At 71.4% G+C, this 13,827-nt stretch carries 11 protein-coding genes; 10 read left to right on the forward strand and 1 reads right to left on the reverse strand.

Annotated features, from left to right (window positions below; genetic code table 11):
• Window positions 1-79 precede the first annotated feature (79 nt).
• Genes AB0E94_RS19570 through AB0E94_RS19585 form a run of 4 tightly spaced genes read left to right on the forward strand, consistent with a single transcriptional unit; the run spans window position 80 to window position 3,754 of the window.
• Entirely contained in the window at window positions 80-742 is a 663-nt protein-coding gene (locus AB0E94_RS19570; protein ID WP_360328044.1) for a response regulator transcription factor, read from the forward strand.
• Entirely contained in the window at window positions 739-1,824 is a 1,086-nt protein-coding gene (locus AB0E94_RS19575) for a histidine kinase (protein ID WP_360328047.1), read from the forward strand. Before AB0E94_RS19570 ends, AB0E94_RS19575 begins: the two co-directional genes overlap by 4 nt.
• A gap of 59 nt (window positions 1,825-1,883) precedes the next feature.
• Window positions 1,884-2,183, forward strand: a complete 300-nt coding sequence (locus AB0E94_RS19580; RefSeq protein ID WP_360328050.1) for a hypothetical protein — start codon at window positions 1,884-1,886, stop codon at window positions 2,181-2,183.
• Window positions 2,180-3,754 (forward strand): amidase, encoded by a 1,575-nt coding sequence (locus tag AB0E94_RS19585; protein WP_360328053.1) that lies wholly within the window; start codon window positions 2,180-2,182, stop codon window positions 3,752-3,754. Before AB0E94_RS19580 ends, AB0E94_RS19585 begins: the two co-directional genes overlap by 4 nt.
• Here AB0E94_RS19585 and AB0E94_RS19590 read toward each other — a convergent pair whose 3' ends face one another.
• A complete protein-coding gene (locus tag AB0E94_RS19590; protein ID WP_360328056.1) occupies window positions 3,755-4,168 on the reverse strand; it encodes a DUF6010 family protein in 414 nt (137 codons plus the stop codon). It lies immediately after the preceding gene.
• A 307-nt stretch (window positions 4,169-4,475) separates the two neighbouring features.
• Between AB0E94_RS19590 and AB0E94_RS19595 the strand changes: the two genes are divergently transcribed.
• From AB0E94_RS19595 to AB0E94_RS19620, 6 genes are all read left to right on the forward strand, one after another.
• A complete protein-coding gene (locus tag AB0E94_RS19595) occupies window positions 4,476-6,227 on the forward strand; it encodes a S8 family serine peptidase (RefSeq protein WP_360328059.1) in 1,752 nt (583 codons plus the stop codon).
• A gap of 707 nt (window positions 6,228-6,934) precedes the next feature.
• Window positions 6,935-7,270 carry a hypothetical protein gene (locus AB0E94_RS19600; protein WP_360328062.1) on the forward strand — a complete coding sequence of 112 codons (336 nt, stop codon included), beginning with the start codon at window positions 6,935-6,937 and terminating at the stop codon, window positions 7,268-7,270.
• A 35-nt stretch (window positions 7,271-7,305) separates the two neighbouring features.
• Window positions 7,306-8,553, forward strand: a complete 1,248-nt coding sequence (locus AB0E94_RS19605) for an EAL domain-containing protein (RefSeq protein ID WP_360328065.1) — start codon at window positions 7,306-7,308, stop codon at window positions 8,551-8,553.
• A 101-nt stretch (window positions 8,554-8,654) separates the two neighbouring features.
• Entirely contained in the window at window positions 8,655-9,710 is a 1,056-nt protein-coding gene (locus AB0E94_RS19610) for a D-alanyl-D-alanine carboxypeptidase family protein (RefSeq protein ID WP_360328068.1), read from the forward strand.
• Between the two features lie 30 nt (window positions 9,711-9,740).
• Complete coding sequence (locus AB0E94_RS19615; protein WP_360328070.1) at window positions 9,741-10,799, forward strand: hypothetical protein; 1,059 nt, start codon at window positions 9,741-9,743, stop codon at window positions 10,797-10,799.
• Between the two features lie 128 nt (window positions 10,800-10,927).
• Entirely contained in the window at window positions 10,928-13,045 is a 2,118-nt protein-coding gene (locus AB0E94_RS19620; RefSeq protein WP_360328072.1) for a transglycosylase domain-containing protein, read from the forward strand.
• The last annotated feature ends 782 nt before the right edge of the window (window positions 13,046-13,827 follow it).

The raw sequence follows: 13,827 nt of genomic DNA on the forward strand, positions 1-13,827 counted from the left end.
ATCCCGCCGGTCGGCGGAGTGGCCGGCCGGCGGGAACGCTCTAGGGTGCTACCGGCATTCTTAACGGGGCAGAGCGGCGGTGTACGTGATCCGGGTGGTGGTCGTCGACGACGAGGCGCTGGTCAGGTCGGGTTTCCGGCTGATCCTGAACGCGGCGCCGGACATCGAGGTCGTCGCGGCCACGAGCGGCGGGGGCGCGTTCGAGGCGGTCCGGGAGCACCGGCCCGAGGTGGTGCTGGTCGACATCCGGATGCCCGACGTGGACGGGCTGACCGTGCTCAGCCGGCTCCGGGAGCTGCCCGACCCGCCGGTGGTGGCGATGCTGACCACCTTCGACGCCGACGAGTACGTGCTCAAGGCGCTGCACCTGGGCGCGGCCGGGTTCCTGCTCAAGGACACCGAGCCCGAGCACCTGGCCCAGCTGGTGCGCACCCTGGCGATGGGCGGGGTGGTGATGTCGCCGAAGGCGTCCCGCACCCTGCTGCGCAGCCTGCCCCGTACCGACGAGGCCAGCGCCGACCGGGCCGACACCCGGGTCGAACGGCTCACCGACCGGGAACGCGACGTGCTCGTGCTGCTGGCCGAGGGCCTGTCCAACGCCGAGATCGGGGTCCGTCTGCACCTGGGCACCGGCACGGTCAAGGACCACGTCAGCGCACTGCTCACCAAACTGCGGGTGTCGGGCCGGGTCCAGGCGGCGCTGCTCGCCCAGCGGGCCGGCCTGCTGGACGCCGGTCGGTGAAAGCCCGTCTGATCGAGATCGCCCTGATCGTCGCGGCCGCCGCCGACATCTGGGTCGACCTGTGGAGCGACCATCCGGTGGCGATCGGGTCGGCGGTCGTGGCGTGTGCCGCGCTCGCCCTGCGGCGCCGGTTCCCGCTGGCCGTCGTGCTGCTCACGCTGCCGGCCACGCTGCTCGAAGCGGCCCTGGTCGCGCCGTGCATCGCCCTCTACACGCTGGCCGAGCGGTCCCGCAACCGGGTGCTGCTGTCGGTCTGCGTGGTGCTGGCCGCGGTCGCGTCGGCTTCGCCCTCGCCGCTGGAACCCGACGGCGACCCGATCGGCGACAGCGTCATCTACTTCGTCTACGCCCTGGCCACCGTGGTCCTGCCGGTGCTGCTCGGTCAGCTCGTCCAGACCCGGCACGACCTGTCGCACCGGCTGGAGGAGATCGAGGAGGTCAAGGAGCACGAGCGGGTGCTGCACGCGCAGGCCATCCTGGCCCAGGAACGCGCTCAGCTGGCCCGGGAGATGCACGACGTCGTGTCGCATCAGGTGAGCCTCATCGCCGTGCAGGCCGGAGCCCTGCAGGTGTCGGCCGGTGACGACGACACCCGGGAGGCGGCCCGCACCATCCGGTCACTGAGCGTCGGCACGCTCGACGAACTGCGCACCATGGTCACCCTGCTGCGCGCCTCCGGCGACGACATCACCCAGCTGACCCCGCAGCCGACCCTGGCCGACCTGTGCACGCTGATCTCGAACAGCGGCATCGACGTCGACCTCACCGGAGACCTGAGCCTTGCCGTCGGCACACCACGACAGAGAGCCATTTACCGTACGGTCCAGGAAGCGCTCACCAACGTGCGCAAACATGCTCCCGGCGCCGCCGCGACGGTGGACCTGTGGCACGACGGCAAGTTCGTCGGTGTGACCGTCACGAACGGCCCGCCGTCGCGCCCGTCGCTCCCGCTGCCCGGCGCCCACCAGGGCCTGATCGGTCTCCAGGAGCGGGCCGACCTGCTGTGCGGCACGCTGGAGTCGGGCCCGACCCCGGAGGGCGGTTACCGGGTCCGGATGCGCCTGCCGGTGCACACCGACTGACCCGCCCGTGTGATCACCCGTTCACAGGATCGACACAGTCGAATCCAATGGTGATCACCATGGCAGTCACACCACCAACGGACGCCGAACTCGACACCATGATCCGGGCCCGCCTCGCGTCGCTCGGTATCGACCTGGATCAACTGCCCCCGGGCACCGCCGCCGACCCGGCGACCGGCTCGCCCGGCCGCGACTCCGTGCTCGCCTCGCTGCGCTCCTTCATGCGGAGCAGTGTCACCACCCTCGCCGCCTACCAGTTGCCGGCCCCGGCGGGCACCGATCCGGCGCACGCGGCCGCGTTCTCCCAGCAGCCGGCGCCGATGCTGTACCCGTCGATCAGCACGGAGTGGCGCTCGTGACGCGCACCGACCGGCGGCTCTTCCTCACCCGTACCGCCGCGATCACCGCCGCCGCGGTCACCGGGACCGCCGCACTGCCCGCACCGGCCGCTCTGGCCGGCGGAATCCCGCGCTTCGGCGCGGGCGCCTACGTGCGGCCACGCCCGGAGGCCCTCGCCGACCCGACCGAACTCACCGTGGCCGAAGCGGCCTGGATGATCCGCTACGGCAAACTGAAACCGGCCGAACTGGTCGACGCCTATCTGTCCCGGATCGGCGCGTTCGACCCGGTCTACCAGGCGTTCAACACCGTCCTTGCGGACGGCGCGCGGTCCGCTGCCGCGTCCGCGGCGAAGAAGCGGCACACCGGGCCGCTGCACGGCATTCCGCTCGCGATCAAGGACAACTACTGGACCGCGGGGGTACGGACGACCGCGAACTCGTATCTGTTCAAGGACTTCGTGCCGCCCTCGGACGCGACAGCGGTGGCCCGGCTCAAGGCGGCCGGCGCGATCGTGCTCGGCAAGACGCAGATGGGACCGCTTGCGACCACCCGGGCCACCACGCCGGACGGCCGGATCACCACGGTCAACGCGTGGACCCCGGCGAACCCGGCGACCGACCCGGGCGGCTCGTCCACCGGCACCGCCACCGCGGTGGCCGGCCGGATGGTCGCGTCAGGCACCGGCACACAGACCGGCGGCTCGATCACCGCCCCGTCGAACGCGCAGAACCTGACCGGCCTGAAACCGACGATGGGCCGGGTGTCGCTGGCGGGGATCATCCCGCTCAGTTACACCCGTGACCATCCGGGCCCGCTCGCCCGGGACGCCCTGGACGCGGCGATCATGCTGACCGCGATGGCCGGCGAGGATCCGGCCGATCCCCGGACCCAGGGCCTGCCGCCGGTGCCGGACCTGATCGAGGCGGCCACCCCGGTGCGGGTGAGGAACCGGGTCCGGGCCCGGTGGAACACCCGGGTCGGGGTGCTGCCCGGCTATGCGAGCACCCCGGAGCGGCAGGCGTTCCTGGCGGCGCTCGACGCGGTCGACGGGGTCCGCCTGGTCGACGTGCCGTTCCCGGAGGAGTGGGATCTGCTCACCGGGACCGCGTTCAACAACGTGCGGCTGCCCGAACGGGCCGAGCCGTTCCTGCCCTACCTGCGGTCCGACCTGCGCGGTTTCGGGGTGTCGGTGACCGGCTGGTTGCAGGGCGCACTGCTCGGCGGCAACGAGTTCCTGACCGGACAGCGGGCCAAACTGGTCCTGCTGGAACGGGTGCTGGACCTCTTCGAGCACTGTGACGTGGTGGTGCAGACCGGTCCGGTGCCGTTCGACATCCTGGGTCTGCCGGAGATCGGCTTCCCGATCGGTTTCACCGCCGCCGGCGTCCCGATCGGCACGATCCTGGGCGGCGAGCCGTACCGCGAGGACCGCCTGCTGTCCGTGGTGGCCGCCTACCAGGCGGTGACCGACTGGCACCGGCGCCGCCCGGCCGACCCGGTGCCCGCCGGTGCGGCCGCCAGGTCGCTGGCGCCCACCGGGGACCGTGGCCGTCTGACCGCGGACGAGGTGGCCGCCCAGATGCAGTGATCAGGTCGCGGCCCCGGTCCGCCGGGGCCGCAACCATCCGGTCATCGTGGCGAACGACGGGCCGCCGGCCAGGCACCACAGCGCGATCACCGGATCGCAGATCGCGCAGCCGAACGACGAGCCGTGGTCGAACGGCAGGATCGGCTCGCCGCGCAGGTGGTGCACCACGTCCCAGGCGGTGTGCAGCAGCCAGCCGAGCCCGATGAACCGCCAGGACGTCAGCCCGCGGTAGGCCACGAACGCCATGACCGAGGCGAACAGCACCTCACCCACGCCGAGGCCGCCGCCGCTGAGGTAGGCGGCGCCGGCGCCGGCCACCATGATCGCGTTGAACGGGCGCCGGTGCGGCTCCGGGATCAGCGAGCTCAGCAGGACGTAGCCGGCCCCGATGAGCAGGGGGATCACAACAGACATGCCGGAAATCTAAGAAGCCCGGTCGGCCGGGCACAGTGGCCATCGAGCCGCATGTCAACGGATTCTGGCCACCGCAAGTTCTTTCGGTGGGGTTCGGCGCGCTTTTCCGCACTGTTTCGTGGCCTGCAAATCCCATCGAGATGTTTTTATTCATTTCATAGGTGCAGCTCAGGCCGGGCATTTAACGCCCTGTAACCGTTCTCAGGTGCATCGGGCGTGGTCTTCGCCATTGACCCAGCGCAGCCTCCTCCAGGTAAATGGCTGGCATCTCTTGCAGCTAGTGCAAGATCTTGCGGAGGGGGTCGAGATGAGGCGGACGCTCGCGCTGCTCGCGGCGGCGATGTGCGGACTCGTGCCGGTGGTGGTGACGGCCGGACAGGTGTCCGCAGCGCCCGTGATCGCCGCCGACGGCCTGCGGGAGGGGCAGCTCTACCGGTCGTTCATCGTGACGTCGAAACCCGGGGCAGCCGCCCGGGTGGCCGGTGTGCGCACCCTGGCCACCGGCGGCCGGACGGTCCGCGCCGGGAGACCTCTGGACGCCGCCGGGGCCCGTGCGTTCATGGCCGAGCTGGCCGCCGCGCCCGGAGTCGCGGCAGTCGAACCGGACCTGCCGGTCACCCGCACGTCCACCCCCGACGACCCGCGCTACGGCGAGCAGTGGCCGCTCTGGCAGGTCTACGGCCAGACCGACAGCGCCTTCCGGGTCGACGAGGCATGGGACACCGGCGCCGACGGCAGCGGCGTGACCGTGGCCGTCCTCGACACCGGCTTCCGCCCGCACGCCGACCTCGCCCCCAACCTGGTCGCCGGCTACGACTTCATCGCCGACGCCGCGAACACCGCCGACGGCGACGGCCGCGACGGTGACGCCCGTGACCCCGGCGACTGGAACGACGAGGGCGACTGCGGCGCCACCGCGTTCTCGCCGAGCAGCTGGCACGGCACCCACATCGCCGGCATCATCGCCGCGGTCCGCGACAACGGCGTCGGCGTCGCCGGGATCGCGCCCCGGGCCCGGGTCCAGCCGGTACGGGTCCTCGGCACCTGCGGCGGCCTCGACTCCGACATCGCCGACGCCATCGTCTGGGCCTCCGGAGCACCGGTCCCCGGGGCGCCGGCCAACACCACGCCGGCCCGGGTGATCAACATGAGCCTGGGCGGGTACGGGCCGTGCGGGCCGACCCTCCAGGCCGCCGTCGACAAGGCGCTGTCCCGCGGCACGAGCGTGGTCGTGTCGGCCGGGAACTCCGCCGCCGACGCCGCCGCCTACCATCCGGCCAACTGCGACGGCGTCATCACGGTCGGCGCCACCGGCGACGACGGATACCTGGCGTCGTACTCCAACTACGGCGACACCGTCGAGGTGGCCGCGCCCGGCGGATGGGGCTACTGGCGCAACAACGACCCGGCGCACCGGGTGCTGTCGACAGTCGACGCCGGGACCCGGGAGCCGGCCGGTGACTCGTACGGCGTCATGCGCGGCACCAGCCAGGCCGCCGCGCACGTCTCCGGGGCGATCGCCCTGCTGCTGTCCCGGCGCCCCGAACTCACCCCGGCCCAGGTCAGCGAGAGCCTGACGGCGAGCGCGCACCGGCTGCCGCTGGGTGGTGGCTGGTACAACAGCCCGTACCCGATCGGCGGCGGTCTGATCGACGTGGCCCGGATGATCGCCGGAAGCGAGTGCCGGGTCTGCGCCGGATCGGCGGCGATCATCGACGTGACCGTCCCGGCGGACACTCCCGGGACCGTCCACCTGGCCGGCGACCTGTCCGTCCTTGGCACCGGCCGCCCCGACTGGGACCCGGGCGCGGTCAAGGCCATGCGCTACCTGCGGACGTCCTGGGACGGGACCGGCACCCCGGCCTGGCGGGTCCAGTTGGCCGGGGTCACACCCGGCGCCACCGTGCACTACAAACTGACCCTCGGCAACTGGCCGACGGTGGAGAAGGACCGCGACTGCGCCGAACTCCCGGACCGCGCCGTCACCCTCCCCGACGACGGCACCCTGTGGGCATACACCACCGTCGACAACTGGAACGGCACCGCCCCCTGCTCCTGAGCTTTCGCGGTCGGGGGGACCGGTCCCGGCTGAGACCGCGAGCCGTCGCTCACCGCGGGAATGCGGGCGGTTTTACCGTGGTGGACGACGGCTCAGGCGGCGAGCCGTCGCTCACCGTGGGAATGCGGGCGGTTTTACCGTGCTGGGCGACGGCTGAGGCGGCGAGCCGTCGCTCACCGTGGGAATGCGGGCGGTTTTACCGTGCTGGGCGACGGCTGAGGCGGCGAGCCGTCGCTCACCGCCGGAATGCCGGCGGCTTAGCCGTGGTGGGCGACGGCTGAGGCGGCGAGCCGTCGTTCACCGCGGGAATGTGGGTGGTTTTGCCGTGGTGGGCGACGGCTCAGGCGGCGAGCCGTCGCTCACCGTCGGAATGCCGGCGGTTTAACCGTGCTGAGCGACGGCCGGTCGGGGTGTTGTTCACGATCGCCCGGCACGCTGAGAGCGGGTGACGGCGGGCCCGGGGCGGCGGGTCCAACGGCCCTCCGCGGGAGGGCGGATCCGGCGAACACTCGGAGGCGTCGAGAGGAACGCCAGCCCCGGGAGGCCGTGATGATCGTCGATGACAGCGTGCAGCAGCGGGCCCTCCTGGAGGACTGCGTGCGGGCCGCCACCCTCGCCCCGTCCCTGCACAACAGCCAGCCCTGGCGGTTCCACACCGGGACGGGGTTCCGCAGACCGCGGCCGGGCCGTGGGACGCGCTGGAGACGATGCCGATCCGCGACTTCGGGCTGATGCAACCCGGCGTGGCCCGGCCCAGTGAGGCGTTCGAGCCGTACCCGATGATCATGGTTCTGGCGACCGTGGGCGACGACCGTCCGGCCTGGCTCCGCGCCGGGCAGGCGCTCCAGCGTGTGCTGCTCACCGCGACCTGGCACAACCTGGCGACCACCCCGATCAGCCAGCCGGTCGAGATCCCGGCGATCCGTGAACAGCTCACCGACACCGCCGCCGGAGTGTGGGCGCAGATGGTACTGCGCGCCGGATACGGCCGCCCGACGGTCGCCACCCCGCGACGACCTCTCGGTGACGTGATCGACGTCTGACTCAGCGGTGCGGCACGGGTGCCGATAGGTGATTGGTGAGTTCCACCGCCACCACCAGCCGCATCAGTCTGGACGCCCTGCTCCGCGACGGTCTGCTGTACTGCGTCTACCAGCCGTTCGTCGACCTGGACAGCGGGGTGGTGCCGGCCTTCGAGGCGCTGCTGCGGGCGCCCGCCGACTCCGGCTGGCAGTCGCCGGTCGAGCTGCTGGACACCGCGCGGGCCACCGGACGGCTCGCCGACCTGGAACGGGCGTCGCTGCGGACCTCGCTGGCCGACGCCGGACGGCTCTCCCAGGGCCGCCCGATGACGCTCTTCGTCAACCTGGAGCCGGACACGCTGACCCGGCGGCGCGACGTCGTCCTGGACGCGCTCGCCACCCGGCCCGCCCATGTGCAGGTGGTCGTGGAGATCACCGAGCGGGCGCTGGCCGCGGACCTGGCCGGGGTGCTCGCCGGGGCCGAGGAACTGCGGGCGGCCGGGTGCGCGATCGCCCTGGACGACGTGGGCGTGCACCCGGAGTCGCTGGCCTTCATCCCGCTGCTACGGCCTGAGGTGGTCAAACTCGACCTGAAACTGCTGCGTACGGTCAAGGACCCGGCGACCGTGGCGGTGGCCGGGGCGGTCCACGCCTACGCCGAGCAGGCCGGGGCCGAGGTGGTCGCCGAGGGCATCGAGACCCCGGACGATCTGGTCCGGGCCCAGGTGCTCGGCGCGACCCTGGGACAGGGCTGGTTGTGGAGCCGCGGGGAACGGGAGTTCGTGCCGCCGGTGCCGGCCCCCGAACGGTTCGCGGCCCGGCCGATCGGCACGGTGCTGGCGGCCACCCCGTACCAGCTGATCGGTGCCGGCCGGCGGGTCCGGCACGCGCCCAAGCACCTGCTCGTGCCGGTGTCCCGGACGCTGGAGCTGATGGCCCTGGAGGCGAGCGTGCCGCCTGTCGTGCTGGCCGCCTTCGAGGATGTCCGGTTCTTTCGGCCGTCGACCGCCCGGCGGTTCATCGAGCTCGCCGCGCGGCTGCCGTTCGTCGCGGCGCTCGGGGTCGGCATGCCGCCGGCGCCCGTCCCCGGAGTCCGCGGCGCCGCCCTGGCCCCGGACGATCCGCTGGCCGGGGAGTGGACCGTGGTGGTGCTCGGCGCGCACACGTCGGCCGCCCTGATGGCCCTCGACCTGGGCGACACCGGCACCGACGGAGACCGGCAGTTCGAGTATGTGGTCACCTACGACCGGGGTCTGGTCACGGCGGCCGCGCACTCCCTGGTGGGGCGGCTCACACCCGGTTAGAGCCGTGCAACCGATCCGCACTTCGACCGGGCCGTAATCGCACCTCCCGCTGCGCACAGTCGGAACCGCACTGACGACTGAGCTTGAGGAGCGTACGCCCGGTGAAGAAGCGCAACCGCGGAATCCGTCTCGTCGCCGCTGCGGCCCTGACCCTCGGAAGCCTCGCGCCGGTGGCCACCGCGCCGGGAGCGGCGCAGGCCGCGGTGCCCGGCGTCGCGAAGAACTACGCGAGTCTGATGTACCGGAGTCTGACCGCTGACGCGACGATGGCGAATCTGCGGGCCACCCTCGTCAAACAGCAGGCCGACCTGAAGAAGCGCAGCGCTGACGCGGCCAAGGCGCAGAAGGCGAGCGTCAGCGCACAGAAGAAGCTGGCCACCGTGACCGCCGGGCACTCCGCGGTGTTCGAGAAGCTCAAGTCGGCCGAACGGGCGCTCACCGACGCGAAGAACGCGCTGGCCCGGCAGTCGAAGCAGAAGCCCCGCAGCAACGCCGCCATCGCGCGGGCCAAGCGGGCGGTGACCGCGGCGACGACCGTTCGCGACGCCCGCCGGACCCGGCTGCACCAGGCGGCCGCCGAGCTGCGGGCCGCGAAGAAGGTCGCGGGCGTCACCACTTCGGCCGTGGTCAACTCGCTGGCCTCGGTCGGCCAGACCTCCGCCGCCGTCGAGCAGACCCAGACCCGGATCGCCACGGCCGGCACCGCGGCCGGCTACGCCGCCCAGGCGGCCACGATCAGCCGCAGCGTCGTCGACGAGGTCCGGCCGGTCTTTACCATCGCCGACACCACCAGCGTGTACGGAGTAACGGTGCACAGGAACGTCGCGTACGCGTTCAAGCGCATGATCGACGACGCGAAGGCCGACGGCATCAGCATGTCGGGCGGTGGTTTCCGGACCAAGGAACGGCAGATCGAGTTGCGTACGATCAACGGCTGCCCGGACGTCTGGACCGCCCCCGCGTCGTCGTGCCGGGTGCCGACCGCGATCCCGGGCCGTTCACTGCACGAGATCGGCCTGGCCGTGGACGTCACGTCGGGCGGGAAGACGCTGACCCGGAAGAGCAAGGCGTTCGAGTGGATGACCGCGCACGCCGCCGAGTACGGCTTCGTGAACCTGCCGTCGGAGGCGTGGCACTGGAGCATCACCGGCGGGTGAATCCGGTGTCCACTGTGGTTAGCTGACCGAGTGGATCTGCTGAGTGGTAACGGCGCGCTCGTGGTGATCACGGTGGTGATCGTCGGCGTCCTGTTCGGCGTGATCCTGTGGGACCGCATCGGCTTCTTCCTCCGCCCGGTCGGCGTGATCGTCGCCCCGATCGTGGTGGCGGTGTACGGCGGGGCCGCTCTGTTGATGGCGGCCCCGGCCGACCTGCTCATCGGCTCCGACGCGAGCGCCTCCGCGGTCGGCCTGACGCTGCTGATCTCGGCCGGGGTGGCGCTGCTGATGGCCCGGCGCCTGCGCCCGCGCTGGTCCGAGCCGCCGTCGCTGTTCTGGCTGCGGGCGCTGCTCCTGCTGGCCGCCTGCACCGGCGCGCGCTTTTTCGGTCACCTGGCCGGCTATCCGGTCGACGGGTTCTGGCCGGCCGCAGCGGTCTCGCTCGCCGCGCTGCTGCTGACCGCCGCCACCATCGAGTTCCTGCGCCGGCCGGGGGTGCTGTCGCTGGTGGTGCGGGCGTTCGTGGCGCTCGGCGCGGCCGGCGTGGTCGCCGCGTGGGCGTTGGCCAACAGCGTGCCGGTGTACGGGGATCCGGCGACCGCCTCGGCCCGGACGCTGTGGGTGATGCTGCTCGTCGAGCCGCTCGGCGTCCTGGCGGCGATCCTGCTGGCGGTCGCGGCGGTCAGGCATTTCGCGCCGGCCGTGCTGCCGTCCACCGAGCGCGCCCCGGCGGCAGGCGAGATCTGGAACGCCTTCGTGACGTTCGACGACGATCGCAGCACCGGCAAGGATCGTCCGGTGCTGGTGCTCAGTGGCGGCGGCACGGTGACCGTTCTCAAGATCACCAGTCAGGACAAGACCGGCTCGCCCCGGCATCTCCCGCTGCCCCGCAGCCGGTCGCGTGGTGTGCTGACCAAGGACAGCTGGCTGGAGCTACGGCCGGTGGCGCTGTCCGCGGGCGCCTTCCGGTCGTACCGCGGGCCCGGCCCGTCCTGGCTGCTGGCCGACCTGCGCCGCCGTGAACTGCTGGCCGCGGGCACCGAACCGGGCCGGGTGCTCGGCTGGCTGGGCTCACTTCGGTCGCGCTGATTCAAAGCCATTTCCCAGGCGCCCCACAGGTTTGCGCAACGCCGTTCCGGGATACCGCGTGTGACGGATTTCCCTAACCCTGAACGTTGCCGTTCGTGCTCGTTAGCCTGAGTGGAGTGAATACCGGAATGCCTGTTCCTGAACGTCGTGTCCTCCGCAGTGTGGCAGTCCTGGCCACCTGCGGCCTGATAGCCGGTCTCGTGGTCGCCGCGGCGTCCTTCCCGGCCGTCGCGATGTCCGGGCTGGCGGCCAAGGCCGGTGCAGAGGAGTTGGGTGAGCTGCCCCCGGCGCTCGTCGAGCAGGCGTCGCCGCAGGTCACCCGGGTGTATGCGTCGGACGGCAAGACCCAGATCGCGCTGATGTATGACGAGTTCCGCAGCGACGTGCCGCTGTCACAGATGTCCAAGAACATCCAGGGCGCGATCGTCGCTGCCGAGGACCACAAGTTCTACGAGCACAACGGCGTCGACCTGAAAGGTGTCGCCCGCGCATTCGTGAACAACAACCAGGGCGGCGGCAAGCAGGGCGCGTCCACCCTGACCATGCAATACGTGCGGATGGCCCTCGCCTATTCGACGACTGATCCGCAGGAGGTGGTGAACGCCACCAAGGACACCGCCCAGCGGAAACTGAACGAGATGAAGTATGCGATCCAGGTCGAGAAAGAGCTGTCCAAGCAGCAGATTCTGGAGCGTTATCTGAACATGGCGCCGTTCGGCAACGGCGCCTACGGGGTGAACGCGGCGAGCCAGGTCTACTACGGCAAGAAGCCGGCCGACCTGACCATCGGCGAGGCCGCGCTGCTGGCCGGCATGGTGAAGGCGCCTACCGCGTTCGACCCGACCACCGAGACCGGCTACCCGCAGGCGGTGGCCCGCCGCGACTACATCATCGACAACATGGTCGAGCTCGGGCAGATCACCGCCGCCCAGGGCGCCGAGGCGAAGAACGAGAAGGTGGCGCGCACCGCGAAGCGGCCCAGCCGGGGCTGCGTGTCGGTCGCCAAGAACCACTGGGGCTTCTTCTGCGACTACTTCTACCGGTGGTGGCTCGACCAGTCGGCTTTCGGCGAGACGACGTACGACCGGGAGCGCCTGCTGAAGAGCGGCGGCTACCGGATCGTCACCACCCTCGACCTCGACGCCCAGTCCGCGGCCCGCAAGCGGGTCACCGAGCACATCGCCGACACCAGCCAGAACGCGTTGATGCTGGCCGCCGTCGAACCGGGCACCGGCGCGGTCCGGGCGCTCGCCGCGAACCGCAAGTTCAAGATCGACGACGCCGAGCACCCGCAGAACCGGCTCTCGTCGAACCCGGACCAGGCCCGCGAGGGGATCCGCGGCACCTACCCGAACACCACGAACCCGATCATCACCGGCAGCACCGGGGTCCCCGGTTACCAGGCCGGCTCGGTGTTCAAGATGTTCACCATGGTCGCCGCCCTGGAGAAGGGGATGGGCCTGGACACCACCATCTACTCGCCGCAGCGCTACAAGTCCCGCTACCTCGACTCGGCTGCTCCGGCCGGCTGCGGTGGCTACTACTGCCCGAGCAACGCGTCGGCCAGTGAGCAGGGCAACTTCAACATGTGGACCGGGTTCGGGCGGTCGGTGAACACCTACTTCATCCCGCTTCAGGAGCGGGCCGGTGCGGAGAACGTGGTGGCCGTGGCCAAGCGGTTCGGTGTGCAGTTCCGGTCGGCCGATGACGCGACCCGGGCCAACGACCCGGAGCAGGCGCACGAGTGGGGTGCCTTCAGCCTCGGCGTCTCGGCGTCCACTCCGCTGGACATCGCGAACGCGTACGCGACCCTGGCCGCCGACGGCATGTACTGCGCGCCCACCCCGATCCAGCAGATCACCACCGCTGACGGCACCAAGATCGACACTGGGAAGTCGGCGTGCACCCGCGCCACCACCAAGGACGTCGCCCGCAAAGCCCTCGACGCGGCCCGCTGCCCGGTCGGCGACCGTGCCCAGCTCGGCAACTGTGCCGGCTCGACCGCGCCGCAGGTCCGTAGCGTCGTGGGGCACCCGGTGTTCGGCAAGACCGGCACCACCGACAGCGACAAGACGGCCGCCCTGGTCGTCGGCACCCGCGACCTGGTCGTGGCCGGATACCTGGCCAACCCGGACTGGGCCGCGCACACCGACCGGATGTCACACGGCATCGTGAACCCGGCCGTCTACGAGACCCTCGCCGACTACATGAAGGACCGCCCCGAGAAGGAGTTCCCCACCCCGTAGCCGGCGCCCAGTGCCGCCGCCCGCGCTTCGCGGCGCCGCCCGCGCCCTCGCGCGTCCGCGCCCCTCGCGCCTTCCGCGTCGATCTTGTGGAGTTCTGCGAGACAGGTGTGTCGCTCGAGTTTCGCCATTTTGCGCATCGACATTGCAGGTCGGGGTCGACGCTGAAGTGAGTCTTGCATTCGTACTGGTCAGCGTCATCCTCAGCGAGCTTCGCAAGATCATCGTGACGTCTTACGACCTTGGGCGGCCGTTCCGGAGCCGATGCCGGGAGCGGGCTGCCGAGGGCGGGCTCGCCGGTCGCAGCGATGGTCGGCGCACACGTTTGCCTGGGCGCAGCGGTGGTCAGCGCACACGTTCGCCGATCGTGTGCGCCTGCTTCGCTCTGACGGGGACGGGCGCACACGTTGTGTCGTCCGTGTGCGCCTGTCATCGCTCCGGCGAGGATGGAATCGCACGTTGCCGGATTGTGTGCGCTGGTCGTCGCACGCTGGCGATCACGCCGGGCCGAGCGCTGGCGACCGAGTCTGGCCGCCCGCTGGCGATCACGCCGGGCCGAGCGCTGGCGACCGAGTCTGGCCGCCCGCTGGCGACCGCGCCGGGCCGAGCGCTGGCGACCGAGTCTGGCCGCCCGCTGGCGACCGCGCCGGGCCCAGCGCCGCCGACCGAGTCTCGCGGAAGGCTACGACCAAGGCTTGCGACGACGGACACCGGTGCGCCGTCACCCAAACGATCCCCGGAATGGCGAAACTCGAGTGTGTCGGAACTCCACAAGATCGCCGGTG

This window comes from Actinoplanes sp. NPDC026670, assembly GCF_040638175.1.
Lineage (GTDB): Bacteria > Actinomycetota > Actinomycetes > Mycobacteriales > Micromonosporaceae > Actinoplanes.

Coding starts and splice junctions, on each gene's coding strand:
- AB0E94_RS19580 (WP_360328050.1), top strand. CDS start 1,884: ATGGCAGTCACACCACCAACGGACGCCGAACTCGACACCATGATCCGG.
- AB0E94_RS19590 (WP_360328056.1), bottom strand. CDS start 4,168: ATGTCTGTTGTGATCCCCCTGCTCATCGGGGCCGGCTACGTCCTGCTG.
- AB0E94_RS19595 (WP_360328059.1), top strand. CDS start 4,476: ATGAGGCGGACGCTCGCGCTGCTCGCGGCGGCGATGTGCGGACTCGTG.
- AB0E94_RS19600 (WP_360328062.1), top strand. CDS start 6,935: ATGCCGATCCGCGACTTCGGGCTGATGCAACCCGGCGTGGCCCGGCCC.
- AB0E94_RS19620 (WP_360328072.1), top strand. CDS start 10,928: ATGCCTGTTCCTGAACGTCGTGTCCTCCGCAGTGTGGCAGTCCTGGCC.